Source organism: Embleya sp. NPDC127516 (assembly GCF_044765325.1).
GTDB lineage: Bacteria > Actinomycetota > Actinomycetes > Streptomycetales > Streptomycetaceae > Embleya.
The window spans coordinates 124,622-141,447 of the sequence record NZ_JBIWJT010000024.1 but is presented as its reverse complement, the minus strand read 5'-3'; the positions used below and the strand labels follow the sequence as shown (position 1 = coordinate 141,447).

Here is a 16,826-nt window from a genome sequence, read left to right as displayed (position 1 = left end):
ACGGCCAGGCCCAGTACTGGGCACCCGACCTCGCCGCCGCCCGCGACGTCCTGATGGCCCACTACGACCACACCTACGTCGTGCCCGGCGAGAGCGCGCCGCGCAAGGCGGTCACGAAGGACCCGTCCGACCGCGACGTCCGCGAGTTCCCGCACACGATCGCCGACAGCGACTTCACCACCGTCGGCCAGATCTTCTCCGCGGAGCACAACCCGGACCGCAAGAAGCCGTTCGACATCCGGACCGTGATGCGCGCGCTCTCCGACCAGGACCATCCGGTGCTGGAGCGCTGGGCGGGCATGGCCGACGCAGACACCGCGGCGGTGCAGGACGTGCACATCGGCGGGCGGCCGGTCTGCCTGATCGGCATCGAGTCTCGGCCGGTTCCGCGACGCGGTTTCCCGCCCACGGACGGCCCGGACACCTACACCGCCGGCACCCTGTTCCCGCAGTCCTCGAAGAAGACCGCCCGGGCGATCAACGCCGCCTCCGGCAACCGGCCGCTCGTGGTGCTGGCGAACCTCTCCGGGTTCGACGGATCACCGGAATCCATGCGCAAGGTCCAGCTCGAGTACGGCGCCGAAATCGGCCGGGCCATCGTCAACTTCGACGGTCCGATCGTGTTCTGCGTGATCTCGCGCTACCACGGCGGCGCGTTCGTGGTCTTCTCCAAGGCACTCAACCCGAACATGACCGTCCTGGCCCTGGAGGGCTCGTTCGCGTCCGTACTCGGCGGCGCCCCGGCCGCGGCCGTCGTCTTCTCCGGCGAGGTCAACAACCGCACCGCGACCGACCCGCGGGTGACCGGGCTACAGGCCCGGGTCTCGGCGGCCGGCGGCGCCGAGCGCGCCGCGCTCAACGCGCTGCTGGCCGAGACCCAGTCCGCCGTCCGGGCGGAGAAACTCGGCGAGGTCGCCGCCGAGTTCGACCGGGTGCACAGCATCCGGCGTGCGGTCGAGGTCGGTTCGGTGGACGCGATCATCAGCGCCGCCGAACTGCGCCCGCGGATCATCGAGGCCATCGAGGCCGGCATCGCGCGCTGACCGTTGGATCGGTGCCGCTCGACGGCGCCGATCCGAGGCGATCACCACCCTTGCGGGTGAGGCCGTTGCCCATCGGGCAGCGGCCTCACCCGCACCCGTCGTCGACGAAGGGCCGTCGGCGGCCCGGACGGGCTCGGTACGCCGTCCCGGGTCCGCTCATCGAGCGCCGGATCCCGAATCGATGACCACCACGCGCGCCCACTCGGGCGGCGTGTCCGGTACGTAGTCGGGATCGTTCTCGTACCGGGACGATCTCCGCTCTCGGGGGAACAGGCCCACCACCGTCCGGCACGGCGGTTGCGTGGCCGGCCACGGTGTCTGCCCGTCGGTCAGCACGACCACGACGTCCGGTCGGGGCCGGGTGTGCAGCGCCTTCACGAAGCCGGTGCGCAGGTCCGTACCCCCGCCGCCGATCAGCGCGATGCCCTCCTCATGGCACAACGATCGTGCGAAATCGGCCGCCGCGTCGCACGGCACGACCGTGACCATGTCCCGACGGCCGCCCACGGCACGGGAGATCGCGGCCACCTCCAGGAGCGCGCTGCCCAGTTCGGCGTCGCTGACCGACCCGGACGTGTCGATGACCACCGCCACCCGAGGCGGCCTGCGCCGCAGACTCGGCAGCACGACGCCGGGCAGGCTCACCGAGCGCCGCGCCGGCCGGCCGTACGAGTAGTCCTGCCCCGCGCCGGACCCGGAACTCGCCGAACGCACGGCCGCGCCCAGCAACTCCCGCCACGGCTGCGGCGGATGGAACGCCTCCTCCGCCCAGCGCCGCCACCCCTTCGGCGCGTCCCCCGGACGGGCCGTGATGCCCTGCGCGACCCGGAACCGAACGGCGTCCCGTTCCTGCCCGCTGAGCCCGTGCGCGCCGTCCGGTCCCAGGTCCCACTCCCGTTCCAGCCCGTCGGCACCGCTGCCGCAGTCCAGCCAGACCATGCTCTGTGTGAGCCGCCCGAGCCGGAACAGGCGCAGGTAGTCCTCCATGAGTTCGCCGCGGGGCAGGTGCAACGCCTCTGGCACGACCGCGCCTTCGGGCCGGACCAAGCCGTCGCCGAACACGTCGTCGTTGATCTCGCAGTCCGCGGCGATGTTGATTCGCAGTCGCTCCCCCGGGCCGTGCAGTTCGCGCTCGCGGGCGACCCGGTCTCCGCGTCCGTGATGGTCGCGCAGCAGGTGCGACACCTCGTGCACCCACACCCCGGCGAGTTCCTCCAACGGCATGCGGTCCACGAACCTCGCCGAGACATAGCACCGCCAGTGCCGGTCGACGGCCATCGTCGGCACCGACCGCGACTCCACGATGTGCAGGGCGAACAGCGCCGTGGCCAGGTACGGCCGGACCCGGGCGGCGTACAACCGGGCGGCGTAGAGCTTGTCCAGGTCCAATGTCCCCGGCGGGCCCGATCCGCCCGGCGTGCCCGGCGTCATCGATCGGCCTTCGCCGCGACGCCCGCCCGCTCCGCCGCGCGCTCGGCCCGTCGGGACAGCGACACCGCTCCGGCGAGCCGATCGATCGACGCCGGTACGTCCCAGTCCTCGTGCCGCAGCGCGGCCAGGGTGCTCGCGGGCACGACCACCAGGTCCGGCGCGCCGGTGTCCAACGCCCGGACCAGGAGCGCCCACGCCGCGTCCCACCGGGCCTTCTCCGGGCGCTTGCGGACCGCTTCCACGACGCCGTCGAGTACGGCTTGGCGCAGATCCCCGCGCTCGGGCAGGACGGCGCTCGCCGGGTCGGCGAGCAGGTCCTCGGGGTCCGGGAGGTCCATCCGGTCCAGGCCGGCCAGCAACTCCAGCCCGGGGCCGTCTCCGACGGCCCCTCGGACCAGCAGGGACAGCACCTCGCGGGTGGATCCGGCCGCGGTCGCGAAGGCGGTCAGAAACAGCGCCATCTCCCAGCTTCGCGGGGACGGCCAGGGGCCGCCCCGACGGGTCTCGCCGCTGGGCAGTCGGTGTACCAGTGCCGGGCGGGCGGTGAGGAGCCCGCACACCGCGCGGCGGGCGAAGGCCACCGACTCCGCGAGTCGTTCCGGGTCCAGGGTGGGCAGGGTCGCCCGGGGCCAGACCCCGCCCAGGCCGCGGACCACCACCTCGTGGTCATGGGTCCACCGCAGGTGTACGAATCGATTGGCCAGCGGTGGGCTCAGCTCCCAGCCGTCGGCGGCCGAGGATCGCGGATTGGCGGCGGCCACGATCCGTACCCCGGGCGGCAGTTGCAGGGCGCCGATCCGGCGTTCGAGCACCAGGCGCAGCAGCGCGGCCTGCACGGCCGGTGCCGCGGTGGACAACTCGTCCAGGAACAACAGTCCTCGGCCGGCCCGGACCAGGCGCACCGCCCAGTCCGGCGGGGCCATCGGCACACCCTGCTCGGCGGGATCGTCGCCGACGATCGGCAAACCCGAGAAGTCGGACGGCTCGTGCACGCTGGCGACCACCGTGGTCAGCGGCAGGTCCAGGGCCTCGGCGAGCCGGGTCAGCGCCGCGGTCTTGCCGATGCCCGGCTCGCCCAGCAGGAGCACGGGCAGGTCGGCGGCCACGGCCAGGGTCAGCGCCTCCAGTTGCAGGTCGGGGCGCGGCTCGGTGTCGGTCTCCCGCAGCAGGGCCAACAGGTCGCCGGCGACGTCGAGTCGGGAGGCGTGGGCGGGGTCGGCGTGGGGATCGGTTCGGGAGGCGCCGGCCGGGTCGGCGTGGGGAGCGGTGGTGGTGGCGGTCGGAGTGGATGTGGGCATGGTGGATGTGGGCATGTGCGATCACCTTCGGGTTCGTGAGGGGTCGAGTCGGTACGGGGACGGGAGTCCCCGGGGCATCGACCGGTGGTTTGGTGTCAGTGGGAGCGGCGGCGGCGCGGGCCGCGACGGTCCGGGCGGGGTCCGGGTTCGGTCAGCCCGGCCCGGAACAGCCCGTGGACGATCCGTCGTTGTGCGGCCGTCTCGAGTTCGTCGCGGAGCGCGCCGGCGCGCAGCAGCGCGTCGGGGCCGAGCAGGCCTTCGACGACGGCCAACGCCCCGGCGAAGTCGCCGTGGTCCAGGCGTTCGCGGACACCGGTCAGGCACTCCGGACGACGGTGCACCTCGTCGATGACCCGCAGACACGGCAGTGGGGTACCGGTGAGTGCGGCAAGCAGTTCCTCGCGGCGAATCTCGGCCGGGTCGTGGTCCAGCGGTACCAGCACTCCGTCGACCAGGCCGATCCGATGCCGGGCTCCCCGACACTCCACCGGACGCTCGGCCGGGGGTCCCGCCGGGTGTCCGGTGCGGGACGGCTCGGTCGGCGCGTGATCCGGGGCCAGTGCCGCGCCGACCAGCGGGTGCAGCCGATCCACGTCGATCGCGCCGGCCCGGATCAGTTCCAGGTCCGGCGGCACCCAGGTCGCGGCGTCGGGCAGGATCGTCGGCTCGGCGGCACGGGCGGACGCCGCCGAGATCCGCAGCACGGGCGGCCCGACATCGCCCCGGCCCGCGATCAGGTCCAGGGCGAGCCGATGTCGCACGCCGATCCGCGCGGTGACCGTGCCGGTGGATCGGCCCTCGGCTCGGAGCACGATGCCGGCCTCGGCCGCCCACCGGTCGACCGCGCAGCTCCGTCCCGCCGGCAGGGCCAGGGCCGGCCAGGGTTCGGGGAGCGCCTCGGCGGGGTCGTCGGCGGGCAGCCGGTCCGCCCCCGACCGGATCCGCAGTTCGCCGCTCCTGCGCGCGTCCCACAGGTGACGGTGCAGATCGAGACGAAAGCGTCGGTCGGGATGCGGGTGCGGATGCCGGCGTCGCTCGGCGTCGGCCGCGCGACGCGTTCCGTCCCACACCATCAGGCTGATCCGCTGACCGGCGTCCGCCCAGGCAGGCGGAGTCCGAGCCACCAGGTACACCGGGCCGCCACCCGCGCGATCCGGGTCGTCGTATCGGGCCAACGCCATGGTCAGCCCCGGGCGCAGCAGCCCGTCGGGGCCGATCCTCGGCATGTGCCAGCGCAACAGATCGGGAGCCAGGTGGCGGAGATCGTCCCGGACCCGGGCCGCGAGCTCGCGGCCGTGGGTGCGTGCCAAGGAGCGGAGATCGAGATCGACATCGACGCGTGCCGCAGCGCACGCCCCCGACCAGTCCCCGGTATGCCGGCGGGCGGTGGCGGTGTCGATCATGGCGGGCGGCACGGCGAACTCACGCACGCGCAGCCACAAGGAAAGGCGGGAATCCCTGTTCGCGGTTCGAGTGAGCATCAGCACTCACTTCGCGCGGACGGGACCCCCAATCGGTTCACAACATGAGTGGTCATCGCGGGGGAGCCTATCGCTCCCGACCCGATCTGTCAGGTGCCGACGGCCCGGGCAGCCGCCAACTCCCCTCCACACCGGGCCTGTTCGGCGATGATCCCGGGGTCAGGCGCCCGTCGTCGAGCCGGGTCGGACGATCATCAGGACGACGACGATCGCCCACAGGAGGTTGAAGATGCCGGTGACCATGCTCAGGCGGGTCGCCATCGGGCGTGCCGTCTCCCCGGCGGAGGGCCCGCCGGCGGTCCCGAGCAACCGCTGCTGGTCGGGGAGCACGGCCAGGGCGAGGACGCCGGCGGCGATCACGGTCAGCACGAGTGACACGATCAGCCAGGCATCGGTGAGGACGCCGAGAGCGGCACCGGTGACGAGTCCGAAGCCCGGTACGGCGAGCCCGGCCACGGCGTAGCCGCGACAGACGCGGTGCAGCAGCGCGGCGATCGCGGCGGCCCGCCCGTTCGGGTCGTCGCCGCACGCCCGGAGTGCGTATCGCGGAAACATCGAGGCGGCCACGGCGATCGATCCGACCGCCAGGATCGCCGCGAGCACGTGCACGGACAACAACAGCTTGGTCACCGCGAGGTCTCCTGTTCGAAAAACGGGGCAGGGCAGGGCGAAGCGCAGCGGAGCGCGCCCGGCACCGACGTAGATACATTGCCTGCCAATACATACACCGCCTACAGCTTTTTTGGGTAGGCTGCCTACTCATGAAGACCGACGCGGTGCGCGGGCACCTGGACGGACTGTTGCTGGCCGTGCTCGAATCGGGGCCGTTGCACGGCTACGCGATCATCGCCGCGGTACAGCACAGGAGCGATGGCGCACTCGAATTGCGCACCGGCACGATCTACCCGGCGCTCCAGCGACTGGAGCGGCTCGGACTGCTGAGCAGCAGCTGGCACTCAGAGGGCGAACGGCGGCGGCGCTGCTACGAACTCACCGACGCGGGACGGCACACCCTGGCCGGCGAGCGCACGGCGTGGCGCGAGTTCACCAAGGCGATCGGCTCGGTCCTGAACCCCTCCCCGTCGCCCGGGCCGGCGGCGACATGAGCGCGGGCACCGGCCACGTCGACCCCATCGGCGACCATGTGGCGGCCCTGACCGCCGTCCTGCGCGGACCGGCTCGCGCCAAGGCCCGGATGATCGAGGAGATCCGCGACGGCCTCACCGACACGGCCGCCGCCCACGCCGACGACGGAATGCCCCACCCACGCGCCGCCCACCAGGCGGTACGCGAGTTCGGCAGCGTCGAGGAGATCGCGCCGAGCTGCCAGCGCGAACTGACCATCGCCCAGGCCCGGCACACCGCCGGCACGGTGGCCCTCACTGCCCCTGTCCTGATCGCCTGTTGGTACCTGGCCCGTATCGCCGGCCACGATCGTTCCTGGCAACTGCCGCACGTGGCACAACTGTTGGCCGTACATCTGGCCGCCGTCGCGACCGTCGCCGCGCTGCTGGCCGGCACCACCCTGGCCGCCACCGGCGCGCTCGCCCGCCGGCTGCCGACACCCGAGCGGCTGCCGCTCGTGGTCGGCTGGGCCGCCGGTATCGCCGGCGTCGCCATGGCCGTCACGACCCTCGCCCTCGCCACCGCCTCGCTCCTGGCCACGAATTGGCCCCTGCTCGCATGCGCCGGCACGCTCGCCGCCGCCTCGCACGCGGTGATGGCGAACTCGGCACGTGCCTGCCGACACTGCGCCCACCTGTCCGCCGCAACCCCCGCGCTGCCGTACGGGTGACACCGGTACCCGCCGAAGCGTGGTCGCGGGCACGCAAGGCGCGATCGCGGGGCGTGGCGCCGCTTCGATCGGGTGATCGCGTCGCGCCCCGCCATGGGCAGGACCGTCACACGTTCGAGGCACCCGGCCGTACAGCCGTCACACGTTCGAGGCACCCGGCTCGCACGAACCGCCGGTCCCACGTCTCCTGAGGACAGGGCGGCGTGCCGCCCTCGCCCAGATCGTCGATCCGGACCGGGAGCGCCATGTCCGTCCACACACCAGGCTCCGGCACCGCACACCCGCCTGCCGATCGAATCGGCATCGCGGATCCCGACCCGAGTCCGGAGGCCCTGCGATGACCTCCAAGGCGGGAACCGCCACACGCCGGGCGAACCCGAAGGTCGCCACCCGCAGGGCTCCGTGCCCCACCCCCCGGGAGCGGGCCGAAAAGGGCCGGGCGGCGCGGGCGAACGCGTCCCGTTCCAGTCACGCCGAATACGCGCCGACCCGGCAGCGGCCGGATCCGGTCGACGTCATCGAGAAGCAATCGGCCTCACGGGTACCGGAGTTGGTGCCGATCCGCTACCGCCGCATGTCCGAGTCGCCGTTCCGGTTCTATCGGGGAGCCGCCGCGATCATGGCCGGCGACCTCGCCGGTACGCCGATGTCGGGCCTTCGGGCCCAGGTGTGCGGCGACGCGCACATGCTGAACTTCCGACTGCTGGCCTCGCCCGAGCGACTCCTGCTCTTCGACATCAACGACTTCGACGAGACGTTGCCCGGCCCGTGGGAGTGGGACGTGAAGAGGCTGGCCACCAGTCTCGTCATCGCGGGACGGGAGAACGAGTACACCGACCGCGAGCGCGCCGACATCGTCCGCACCACCGTGCGCTCCTACCGCGAGCAGATGCGCCGCTTCGCCGCCATGGGCGACCTGGACGTGTGGTACGCCAAGGCCGACTCCGAGCTACTGCGGGACCTGGCGTCGGGCCGGTTGCACAAGCGCGGTCGCAAGCGGCTCTCCAAGACTCTGGCCAAGGCGCGTACCCGGGACAGCCTCCAGGCGTTCGGCAAACTCACCCACATGGTAGACGGCAAGCCTCGGTTCATCTCCTCGCCGCCGTTGATCACCCCGCTCTCCGAGTTCGTGCCCGCCGGCGATCCCGACGCGATCGAACGCCGACTCGGCGATCTGGTCGACCGCTATCGCCGCACCCTGCGATCCGACCTTCGACACCTGCTGGGTCGGTACACCGTGGTGGACATGGCCCGCAAGGTCGTCGGCGTCGGCAGCGTCGGCACCCGATGCTGGATCCTGCTCCTGCTCGGCCGGGACGAAGGGGACCCGTTGATCCTCCAAGCCAAGGAGGCCGACGAGTCGGTACTGGCCGCCCACGTCGGCGCCGGCGAAACCGCCACCCAGGGAGAGCGGGTCGTCGCCGGCCAGCGCCTGATGCAGTCCGCCGGCGACATGCTCCTGGGCTGGGAACGGGTCGACGGGATCGACGGCCGCAAACGGGACTTCTACGTAAGGCAGTTGCGCGACTGGAAGGGCATCGCCGAACCCTCGCTCATGGTCCCGCGGGGCATGCGCGCGTTCGGCGAACTGTGCGGCGCCACCCTGGCCCGCGCCCACGCCCGATCCGGCGACCGCATCGCCATCGCCGCCTATCTGGGCGGCGGCGACAGCTTCGACCGAGCTCTGACGACGTTCGCCGAGGCGTACGCCGACCAGAACGAGCGCGACCACGCGTCTTTGCTGAAGGCCGTCGAAACCGGCCGCGTCACCGCCGAAAGCGCCTGAAGCCCCGCCGATCCGCGGCACTCCCGGCCCGGTCCGGCTCGGCCCGGTCGGTCCGAGCCGGACCGGGTCGAGCCGGGCCGCGCCGCGTCGCGCCGGGCACGCGACGATCGCGGCGGTTGTCGCTCCCGTCGAAGAGCTCCGCGCGTAGGTGCCCGCGCGGCCGGGGGCCGCTCGGCGCGGCCGGCGGTTCGATTCCGGGTGCGGTGTCCCGTTGGTCTTTTCGGGTCTGTGCCGGATGCCGTGTGACGTGTGTCAGTCCCTTGTAGCAGCCACCTGTCGGCCGTACCTTGCCGGGCATGGACATGGAATTGCGCCATCTGCGCACCATTCGGGCGATCGCGGATGCGGGCAGTCTGACCCGCGCCTCCGCCGTGTTGGGCCTGGCCCAGCCCGCCCTCAGCACCCAACTCAAGCGGATCGAAAAGGCCCTGGGCGGCGCCCTGTTCGAGCGCGGCCGCGAGGGCGTGACGTTGACCCCGCTGGGCGAACTGGTCCTGGACCGGGCCCGGGTGTTGTTGCCCGCCGCCCGCGAACTCCAGGAGGAGGCCGTCCGGTTCGCCAACCGAGGCGAGGTGACCCCCAAGTTCCGCCTCGGCGGAACCCACGGGCCGTTACTCGGCGGCCTGGTGGACCGCCTCGCGGAGGGCCATCGGGCCGACGCGGTCACCACGTACATGTCGTGGTCCAACCGGGAGTTGGCCGGCATGGTCGCCACCGGGCGGCTGGATTTCCTCTTGCTCGGCGCGTGCGGCGAGAGCCGCCCCGCCTACCACGACGGTCTCGCGTGGCGTGAGGTCGGCAACGATCCGGTCTTCCTGATGCTCGCGCTCGACCATCCGCTCGCCGGCGAGCGGGAGGCCGACCTTGCCGCGCTGGCCGGCGAGACCTGGGTGGTGGTTCCGGGCGAGGGGTGTTTCGGCGACTGCTTCTCCACCGCGTGCGCCCGGGCGGGATTCGCCCCGAAGGCGATCTACGAGACGGACGTGGCGTCGTGCGTGCACCTGGCCCAGGTCGGCCGCGCCGTCGGGTTGTGCAGAGCCACGATGCCGGCGACGCCCGGCATCGCCAGGGTGCCGCTGGCGGGCGTACCGCTGTCGTGGCGGCATCTGATCGGCTGGCATCCGCACGCTCCCGCCGCGCGGACCGCCGCGCTGGTGACCGCCCAGGCCCGCGCCGCGCACGCCGCGGCGGTTCGAGAGGCACCGCGCTACGTCGACTGGCTCGCCCGGCACGACGGATACGGCTACGGAACGGCGAACTGAACGCGTGCCGGCTCTCCCCTCGCCGACTGACGTCACATCAATCTCCGTCAAAGGCAAGGCACTTGGCTTCACGACGGGAGGTCGCGACCGGCCTGCGGCACAGCGCCGCCGGCCCACCCATAACACCGCGACAGGGGGTTGTTGACAGGTACCTCGACCCATCGCTCGCAGATACGTTTCTGTCGTCCCCACCGACAGGAGTCCCCATGCGCCTCAAGCGTGTCGCGGCCATGTCCTGTGCCGTTCTGCTCGCCGCCCTGTCCCTCGGCGGCACCGCCTCCACGGCCGGAGCGAGTCCCGTATCCCCCACCACGGACGACGCCCTCGTCGTCCCCGTCGAGCCGGCCCCCATCGCCCCCGAGGGTGTCGTCGAGGCACTCCAACGCGATCTGGGCCTCACCGAAACCGCGGCCAAGGCCCGCCTGGCCAACGAATACCGCGCGGCGATCCAGGAGCCCGCCCTGCGTCAACGCCTGGGCGCCGACTGGGCCGGTGCCTGGTTGAGCGGCGATTCCGCGCAGTTCGTGGTCGCCACCACCGACCGGCGCGATGTGCGCACCATCGAGGCGAACGGAGCGACCGCCCGCGTGGTCGCGCACTCGCTCGCCGACCTCGATCGAGTCCGCGAGGCGCTCGACCGCTCCGCGCTGCGCCGGACACCGGTCGACACCCCGCTGTGGTATGTCGACGTCGCCACCAACAAGGTCGTGGTCCAGTCCCACGACACCGCCCGTACCCGCGCCTTCGTCGTGGACAGCGGTGTCGACGCCGCCGCCGTCGAGATCGTGCCCTCCACCGTGCAGCCCCGCGCGCTGGCCGACCTGCGCGGCGGCGACGCGTACAACATCAACAACTCCTCCCGCTGCTCCATCGGGTTCCCGATCACCCGGGGCGCCCAGAACGGCTTCGTCACCGCCGGCCACTGCGGCCGCGCCGGCGCCACCACCACCGGCAACGGCGCTGCGCAGGGCACCTTCCAGGCGTCCTCCTTCCCCGGCAACGACTACGCGTGGGTGGCCACGAACGCCAACTGGACCCCGCGGCCGCTCGTCAACCGCTATCCCGGCACCGTGCCCGTCGCCGGTTCCACCCAGGCTCCGGCCGGCTCGTCCATCTGCCGCTCCGGCTCCACGACCGGTTGGCACTGCGGCACGATCCGGCAGCACAACACGTCCGTGACCTACCCCCAGGGGACCGTCACCGGCGTCACCCGCACCACGGTGTGCGCCGAACCCGGCGACTCCGGCGGGTCGTTCATCTCGGGCAGCCAGGCCCAGGGCGTCACCTCCGGTGGATCCGGCAACTGCTCCTCCGGCGGCGAGACGTACCACCAGCCGGTCAACGAGATCCTGCAGACGTACGGACTGACCCTGGTCACCGGCGACACCCCGCCGACCGGTTGCGCCGGGGCGCAGAACACCTACTCCGGCACCCTCGCGTCGGGCGCGCAGGCCATCCAGCCGAACAACTCGTACTACGAGACCACGGCGTCCGGCACGCACACCGGTTGCCTGACCGGACCCGTCGGCACCGACTTCGACCTGGCCCTGCAGAAGTGGAACGGCTCCGCCTGGAACGAGGTCGCCGCGGGCACGACACCGCAGGCGAACGAGACGATCAACTACAACGGAACCGCCGGTCGCTACCGCTACGTCGTGCACGCCTACAGCGGCTCGGGCAGCTACACGCTGGGGGTGAGCAAGCCCTGAGCCGAGCAGCCCCGAGGTGAGCACACCTCGAGGTGAGCAGACCTCGTGGGGCACGCCCCGCGCGGCACGGGTACAGGCGTCGATCCGGACGCCTGTACCCGTGCCGCGTCCGGCGCTCGGTCGGTACCCCGCCGGCGGTGGTGTCCCGAGCGACACCTTCGCGACGATCCGCACCCCGGTCGCCGGCCCGATGTCCGCACCGCACGCGGTCCGGGCGTCGGCCCTCGCCCTCGGCTCGCTCGACCACTTCGCCGGGACCGTCCCGGAACCGCGCGCGACGGCCGCGGCGATGGGCGCGCCCGCTCCGCGCGGCGATCGAGCCGGCGGAGCAGGCGCACGCGTACCTCAGGACCGGTTCGGTTCCCCCCGCCGTCCAGGGCACGGCCGGTGGGCATGTCAGCGGATTCCGGCCTCCGTTCGGGTCCGGCTCGAGGTAGCCGACGACGCGGTGCGCCGAAACAGGTGGCTGTGGGACAGCGCGCGCGTGTCGGTCGAGCAGGTCGCCGAAGGCTGATCGCTCGCCCCGGCAGGCCCTGTCCCACAACTCACGGTCGGTCTCGGTGGGAATGTTCCCGCCCTTGTGTGTCCTCGTCCCCGCCACGGGTTCCCACCCGCCGGGCGGAATCCCTGCGGCCGGTGCGCCGGGCTATTTCGCCGGTTCGGCCGCCGCCGTCTCATCGGCGGCTCGGGTGCGAGTGGGTCGGGGCGGGTGGGGGCTGCGTGAGCGGGTGGCCACGATCAAGACCACCGAGGCGACGATGATCGCGCCGCCCAGGTACACGTTCGGGCCCACCGACTCGCGGGCGATCGCGGCGCCGAGCAGGACCGCGATCACCGGATTGACGTACGCGTACGTCGCCACCGTGTCGTTGGGGAGCACACTGTTGACGTACATGTACGCACTGAACGCGACGATCGAGCCCGCGAAGACGAGCCAGGCCAGGCCCAGCCACGAGGCGGTCGAGATGTCGGCGACCACCACCCGGCCGAACTCGCCGCGCAGCGCGGCCAGTACGAGCAGGATCACACCGGCCGTGATCATCTCCAACGAGGCCACCACCAGCGGGTGCTTCGGCAGCGGCGCGCTCCGTGCGTACACCGAGCCGGCCGCCCACAACACGCACGCGATCAGGACCATGACCGTGCCGCCCGCGTGCACGTCGCCGCCCGGGCCGCCGACCAGTACGCCGATGCCGACGGTGCCCAGGAGCAGCGCGAGCAGGACCGGGCCGGACACGCGCGTCCTGGTGACTCCCGCGTTGATCAGCACCATCCACACCGGCACCGTCGCCACGATCAACGCGGCCAGTCCCGAGTCGAGGTGTTGTTCGCCCAGGGTGACCAGCCCGTTGCCGCCCACCAGGAGCAGCCCACCGATGATCGCGGTCGAACGCAGGTGCGGCCAGGTCGGTCGCTGCGCGCCACGCGCGTGCCTGGGTCCGACCACCGCGAACATCAGCAGGCCGGCGGCCAGGAACCGCACTCCGGCCGAGAGCAGCGGGGGAATCGTCTCGATCGCATACCGAATGCCCAGATACGTCGAGCCCCACAGGATCCAAACGGTGACGAGAGCCGCCCACGGCATCAGTCGATCCCTCATTAGAGGAGTCAAGGTGGCCCCCATGTCTCGATAAGTTAAGCCGAACCGGCTGCTAGCCTTTTTTAGAGTAGATCCATCACATTCGCGGAAACAAGGGGATTCGATGGCACGGCAGCTCGACGAGATCGACCGCGCACTGCTTCGAGCGCTGAGCAACGACGGGCGACGGACCGTGCGCGCGCTCGCGAAGTCGGTGGACCTGTCCGAGCCGGCGGTCCGCGATCGCCTCCAGCGCCTGGAGCGTGACGGTGTGATCACCGGCTATCACGCGGCCTTCGCACCCGAGACGGTGGATGCCGGCACGGCGGCGTTCGTCGCGTTGCGCTTCGACGCCGGGAAGGCGGCGCGCGATCAGGTGGAGGCGGCGATCCGGCGTGAGCCGGCCGTGCTGGAGGCGCACGACGTCGCGGGTGAGGACTGCATGTGGATCAAGGTCAGGGTGGCGTCGACGACCGATCTCGCCGACACGCTCGACCGGATCCGATCGGTCCCGGTGATCCGCTCCACGGGCAGCACGATCGTGCTCCGCACGCTCTTCGAACGACCCCTGCTGTCGGCCGTCGCGGGCACGGCCGAGGAGGCGACCGGCAAGGCGCGTGACGAGGGCGCGGACGAGGGCTGAGCGGAGGCGGTGGCGACGGCCGACGGTGGGGCGCGGCGTGCGAAGCCCCCGGGTGCCACGGGGCACTCGGCCCGAAACGTGGCGCCCGGGGGCACCGACGAGCCCCGACGCGAGTTCGGGGTCGCCGTAGGTGTGGCGTGGGGGATCAGCCCTCGACGACGCCCGACGCGGCGATCGTGATCTTGCTCTTGGTGCTGCCGGAGCGCGAGCCCAGGGCCTCGATCTTCTTGACCAGGTCCGCACCCTCGACGACCTCGCCGAAGACCACGTGCTTGCCGTCGAGCCACGAGGTGACCACGGTGGTGATGAAGAACTGCGAGCCGTTGGTGTTGGCGCCGGCGTTCGCCATCGACAGCAGGAACGGACGGTCGTGCTTGAGGGTGAAGTTCTCGTCGGCGAACTTCGCGCCGTAGATGCTCTTCCCGCCCGTGCCGTCACCGCGGGTGAAGTCGCCGCCCTGAAGCATGAACTCCGGGATGACCCGGTGGAAGGACGAACCCGCGTAGCCGAAGCCGTGCTGGCCGGTGGCGAGTTCGCGGAAGTTCCGCGCGGTCTCGGGGACGACCTTGTCGAAGAGGGAGAAGACGATGCGGCCCTGGGGCACATCGTCGATGGTGATGTCGAAGTAGACGTTGCTCATGTGCCCCATCCTGCCCTACCGGCATGGGGTCGCCGGGCACCGGCTTCCCCGGCCGTGTCGACAACGCTCCCCGTACCGGTTCCGATCCGCCGCATTCGTCTGCGGCCCGCCGGACCTCACCGGTGCGCGCATTCGGCCCGGGACACGCTGCCACGCGGTCCCGGTTCGACTCCTCCCGCATCCGCCCTCACCAGCCGTTGCCCTTCAGTTTCGGATGCGCGCGCCAGTAGTCGACGAGTTCGATGAAGTCCCGGTCGGTCACCACACCGAGCCACTGTTCGCCGCCGATCGGTGGGAAGGCGCGGGACTTCTCCTGAGTGCGGACGGTGAGTTGCACCGTGGCGTTGCGATACCGGAAGGATGCCGACGGACCGGTGGCCCCGGGTCGGAAATCCGGGACGTCCGTCTTCTCGGGGAAGTACACGGCGGCGTACTCACCGTTGGGCAGGGCCCCGTCGACGCACCCCAGGCCCGGCAGACGAGGTGGCGAGGGTTGGCATCTCGGGTTGTACCGGTCGATACTCATCCGCGGCCGAAGGGCGGGAGCCGGATCCGAGCGCATCGTCATGACCACGCCCTTCGGTGGCTTCCGAGCCGGCCGAAGGGGGTCGATGTACAACGTGACCGGGTACTCGTTCCCGTCGATCGTCACCCGATAGTCGCCGAACGAGAGCTCGCTGATCGCCATCGCCGCCCCCGGCGGCAGATGCCGCTGCACGACGTCGGCCACTCGCTGTCGAAAGGCGTGCCGTTCCCGGATCAACTTCGGGGACAACTTCGCGTCGTACCGGTCACCGTAGGGATCGGGAAGGACCGGATACGTCCGACTCGCCGGAACCAACACCGGGCCCGCGTCCCCCCGCCCCGGATCACCGTCGGCCCAAGGCTCCCACACGAGCGCCGCCACACCCGTAACCGCACACAGCGTGCCGGCGGCCAGGAGCACCCGGGCACGAGTCCACCACCGACTCCGCCTCGGCGATTCCGTCTCGATCCCGGGTCCCATGTCGGGGGCACCCCCGTCTTCCGTCGTCGTCACGCCGCTTCGATGGCCACCGACCCGAATCGGTTCCCACCGCGATCCGTCGGGCACGCCACCGCCGGTACCGCACACCGATCGACGCCCGGGTCGGCGTGTTCGACGCTCCCCAACAGCCTTGCGTGCTACCGCAGTTACCGGTCGAGAGCAGGTTCACGAAGACGACCCGCCCAGGCGCGGCGGAGTACCTACGGGCCTACGGAAGGGCGGCGCGCCGGCGAGTTTGCCGCCGCCGATGGGCAGTGTCGCGCCGGTGACGAAGGACGACGCGTCCGAGCACAGCCACACCACCGCCGCCGCGACCTCGTCGGGCACGCCGATCCGCTTCATGGGCATCGCCTGCGCGGCGGCCTGCCGCGCGTATTCGCCCGCCGCCTCCAGTTGCTCGGTGTGGATCGGCCCGGGCGCGAGCGCGTTGACCCGGATGCCGCGTCGGCGTAGTCGAGCGCGGCGGTCCGGGTGAGACCGATCAGCCCGAACTTGGCCGAGACATAGCCGGCCGGCCCGCCGACGGCCTGGAGCCCGGCGGTGGAGGACATGTCGACGATGGCGCCTCCGCCGGAACCGAGCATGGCGGGGATCTCGTACTTCATGGCCAGGAAGACGCCGCGCAGGCTGACGGTGAGGGCACTGTCGAAGGCGGCGACGTCCACGTCGGCGAGCGGCGTGGGCGGGTGACCGCCGCCCGCGGCGTTGTTGACGGCCGCGTCCAGTCGGCCGACTCGGTCGACGGCGGCGGCCACCAGGCGTTCGACGGCGACGGGGTCGGTGACGTCGGAGGGGACGGCGAGCGCGCGTCCGCCGTCCGCGTCGATCTCGGCGGCCGGCGTGTTCAGCGCGTCGGTGTCGCGGGCGGCGAGGACGACCGCCGCCCCGGCGCGGTGCAGTGCGCGGGCGGTGGCGGCGCCGATGCCCCGGCTCGCGCCGGTGACGATCGCAACTCGGCCGTCGAGCGGTCGTTCGATGGACATGGTGGGCTCCGGTGTCGAGGTCGGCCGCATGGAGGGCGGCCGCATCGAATCGGATCACGTACAGCCCGCGGTCGGCCGGTCGGCACACAACCCGTCGGGCCAATCGATCATCTGCGCCCCGCCGCCCATCACCAACAACACGGGCGGGT

At 72.0% G+C, this 16,826-nt stretch carries 14 protein-coding genes and 1 pseudogene; 7 read left to right on the top strand and 8 right to left on the bottom strand.

Features of this window, described 5'->3' with window-relative positions:
• The coding region (locus ACIRL2_RS36380) for a carboxyl transferase domain-containing protein (protein ID WP_402238039.1) at nt 1-1,043 on the top strand (1,043 nt) is incomplete at its 5' end.
• Between the two features lie 156 nt (nt 1,044-1,199).
• Here the strand turns inward: ACIRL2_RS36380 and ACIRL2_RS36375 are convergent.
• The 4 genes from ACIRL2_RS36375 to ACIRL2_RS36360 form a co-directional block, all read right to left on the bottom strand.
• Nucleotides 1,200-2,474 carry a DUF2201 family putative metallopeptidase gene (locus ACIRL2_RS36375; protein ID WP_395860715.1) on the bottom strand — a complete coding sequence of 425 codons (1,275 nt, stop codon included), beginning with the start codon at nt 2,472-2,474 and terminating at the stop codon, nt 1,200-1,202.
• The gene (locus ACIRL2_RS36370; RefSeq protein WP_395860981.1) at nt 2,471-3,772 is read right to left on the bottom strand and encodes an AAA family ATPase; all 1,302 of its coding nucleotides are present in this window, start codon (nt 3,770-3,772) and stop codon (nt 2,471-2,473) included. Before ACIRL2_RS36370 ends, ACIRL2_RS36375 begins: the two co-directional genes overlap by 4 nt.
• A 95-nt stretch (nt 3,773-3,867) precedes the next feature.
• Complete coding sequence (locus ACIRL2_RS36365) at nt 3,868-5,253, bottom strand: hypothetical protein (protein ID WP_395860717.1); 1,386 nt, start codon at nt 5,251-5,253, stop codon at nt 3,868-3,870.
• Between the two features lie 159 nt (nt 5,254-5,412).
• Complete coding sequence (locus tag ACIRL2_RS36360) at nt 5,413-5,883, bottom strand: hypothetical protein (protein ID WP_402238035.1); 471 nt, start codon at nt 5,881-5,883, stop codon at nt 5,413-5,415.
• 131 nt (nt 5,884-6,014) lie between these two features.
• Here ACIRL2_RS36360 and ACIRL2_RS36355 point away from each other — a divergent pair, with 131 nt between their 5' ends.
• The 5 genes from ACIRL2_RS36355 to ACIRL2_RS36335 all read left to right on the top strand — a co-directional run bounded on the left by ACIRL2_RS36355 (nt 6,015) and on the right by ACIRL2_RS36335 (nt 11,805).
• Entirely contained in the window at nt 6,015-6,359 is a 345-nt protein-coding gene (locus ACIRL2_RS36355) for a PadR family transcriptional regulator (RefSeq protein WP_395860721.1), read from the top strand.
• Entirely contained in the window at nt 6,356-7,048 is a 693-nt protein-coding gene (locus tag ACIRL2_RS36350; protein ID WP_395860723.1) for a permease prefix domain 1-containing protein, read from the top strand. Before ACIRL2_RS36355 ends, ACIRL2_RS36350 begins: the two co-directional genes overlap by 4 nt.
• Before the next feature lie 337 nt (nt 7,049-7,385).
• Entirely contained in the window at nt 7,386-8,834 is a 1,449-nt protein-coding gene (locus tag ACIRL2_RS36345; protein ID WP_402238032.1) for a DUF2252 domain-containing protein, read from the top strand.
• A gap of 296 nt (nt 8,835-9,130) precedes the next feature.
• Nucleotides 9,131-10,096, top strand: coding sequence for a LysR family transcriptional regulator (locus ACIRL2_RS36340; RefSeq protein WP_395860727.1), 966 nt, complete (start codon nt 9,131-9,133; stop codon nt 10,094-10,096).
• 206 nt (nt 10,097-10,302) lie between these two features.
• Nucleotides 10,303-11,805, top strand: a complete 1,503-nt coding sequence (locus ACIRL2_RS36335) for a S1 family peptidase (protein ID WP_402238029.1) — start codon at nt 10,303-10,305, stop codon at nt 11,803-11,805.
• Nucleotides 11,806-12,451: 646 nt separating this feature from the next.
• On the opposite strand, the gene ACIRL2_RS36330 is transcribed toward ACIRL2_RS36335, so the two are convergent.
• A complete protein-coding gene (locus ACIRL2_RS36330; protein ID WP_402238026.1) occupies nt 12,452-13,405 on the bottom strand; it encodes an EamA family transporter in 954 nt (317 codons plus the stop codon).
• Between the two features lie 103 nt (nt 13,406-13,508).
• On the opposite strand from ACIRL2_RS36330, the gene ACIRL2_RS36325 reads away from it, so the two are divergent.
• On the top strand, nt 13,509-14,027 hold the full coding sequence (locus ACIRL2_RS36325; protein ID WP_395860732.1) for an Lrp/AsnC family transcriptional regulator: 519 nt from the start codon (nt 13,509-13,511) through the stop codon (nt 14,025-14,027).
• A 145-nt stretch (nt 14,028-14,172) separates the two neighbouring features.
• Here ACIRL2_RS36325 and ACIRL2_RS36320 read toward each other — a convergent pair whose 3' ends face one another.
• The 3 genes and pseudogenes from ACIRL2_RS36320 to ACIRL2_RS36310 form a co-directional block, all read right to left on the bottom strand.
• A complete protein-coding gene (locus ACIRL2_RS36320; protein WP_395860734.1) occupies nt 14,173-14,667 on the bottom strand; it encodes a peptidylprolyl isomerase in 495 nt (164 codons plus the stop codon).
• A gap of 187 nt (nt 14,668-14,854) precedes the next feature.
• Nucleotides 14,855-15,442 (bottom strand): hypothetical protein, encoded by a 588-nt coding sequence (locus ACIRL2_RS36315; RefSeq protein WP_402238022.1) that lies wholly within the window; start codon nt 15,440-15,442, stop codon nt 14,855-14,857.
• Between the two features lie 417 nt (nt 15,443-15,859).
• Nucleotides 15,860-16,677, bottom strand: a pseudogene (locus ACIRL2_RS36310) (SDR family NAD(P)-dependent oxidoreductase).
• Nucleotides 16,678-16,826: the final 149 nt, after the last annotated feature.

What these genes read in the sequence shown, in the direction of transcription:
- ACIRL2_RS36375 (WP_395860715.1), bottom strand. Translation starts at nt 2,474, where the DNA reads ATGACGCCGGGCACGCCGGGCGGATCGGGCCCGCCGGGGACATTGGAC.
- ACIRL2_RS36370 (WP_395860981.1), bottom strand. Translation starts at nt 3,772, where the DNA reads ATGCCCACATCCACTCCGACCGCCACCACCACCGCTCCCCACGCCGAC.
- ACIRL2_RS36365 (WP_395860717.1), bottom strand. Translation starts at nt 5,253, where the DNA reads ATGCTCACTCGAACCGCGAACAGGGATTCCCGCCTTTCCTTGTGGCTG.
- ACIRL2_RS36355 (WP_395860721.1), top strand. Translation starts at nt 6,015, where the DNA reads ATGAAGACCGACGCGGTGCGCGGGCACCTGGACGGACTGTTGCTGGCC.
- ACIRL2_RS36350 (WP_395860723.1), top strand. Translation starts at nt 6,356, where the DNA reads ATGAGCGCGGGCACCGGCCACGTCGACCCCATCGGCGACCATGTGGCG.
- ACIRL2_RS36345 (WP_402238032.1), top strand. Translation starts at nt 7,386, where the DNA reads ATGACCTCCAAGGCGGGAACCGCCACACGCCGGGCGAACCCGAAGGTC.
- ACIRL2_RS36340 (WP_395860727.1), top strand. Translation starts at nt 9,131, where the DNA reads ATGGACATGGAATTGCGCCATCTGCGCACCATTCGGGCGATCGCGGAT.
- ACIRL2_RS36335 (WP_402238029.1), top strand. Translation starts at nt 10,303, where the DNA reads ATGCGCCTCAAGCGTGTCGCGGCCATGTCCTGTGCCGTTCTGCTCGCC.
- ACIRL2_RS36330 (WP_402238026.1), bottom strand. Translation starts at nt 13,405, where the DNA reads ATGAGGGATCGACTGATGCCGTGGGCGGCTCTCGTCACCGTTTGGATC.
- ACIRL2_RS36325 (WP_395860732.1), top strand. Translation starts at nt 13,509, where the DNA reads ATGGCACGGCAGCTCGACGAGATCGACCGCGCACTGCTTCGAGCGCTG.
- ACIRL2_RS36320 (WP_395860734.1), bottom strand. Translation starts at nt 14,667, where the DNA reads ATGAGCAACGTCTACTTCGACATCACCATCGACGATGTGCCCCAGGGC.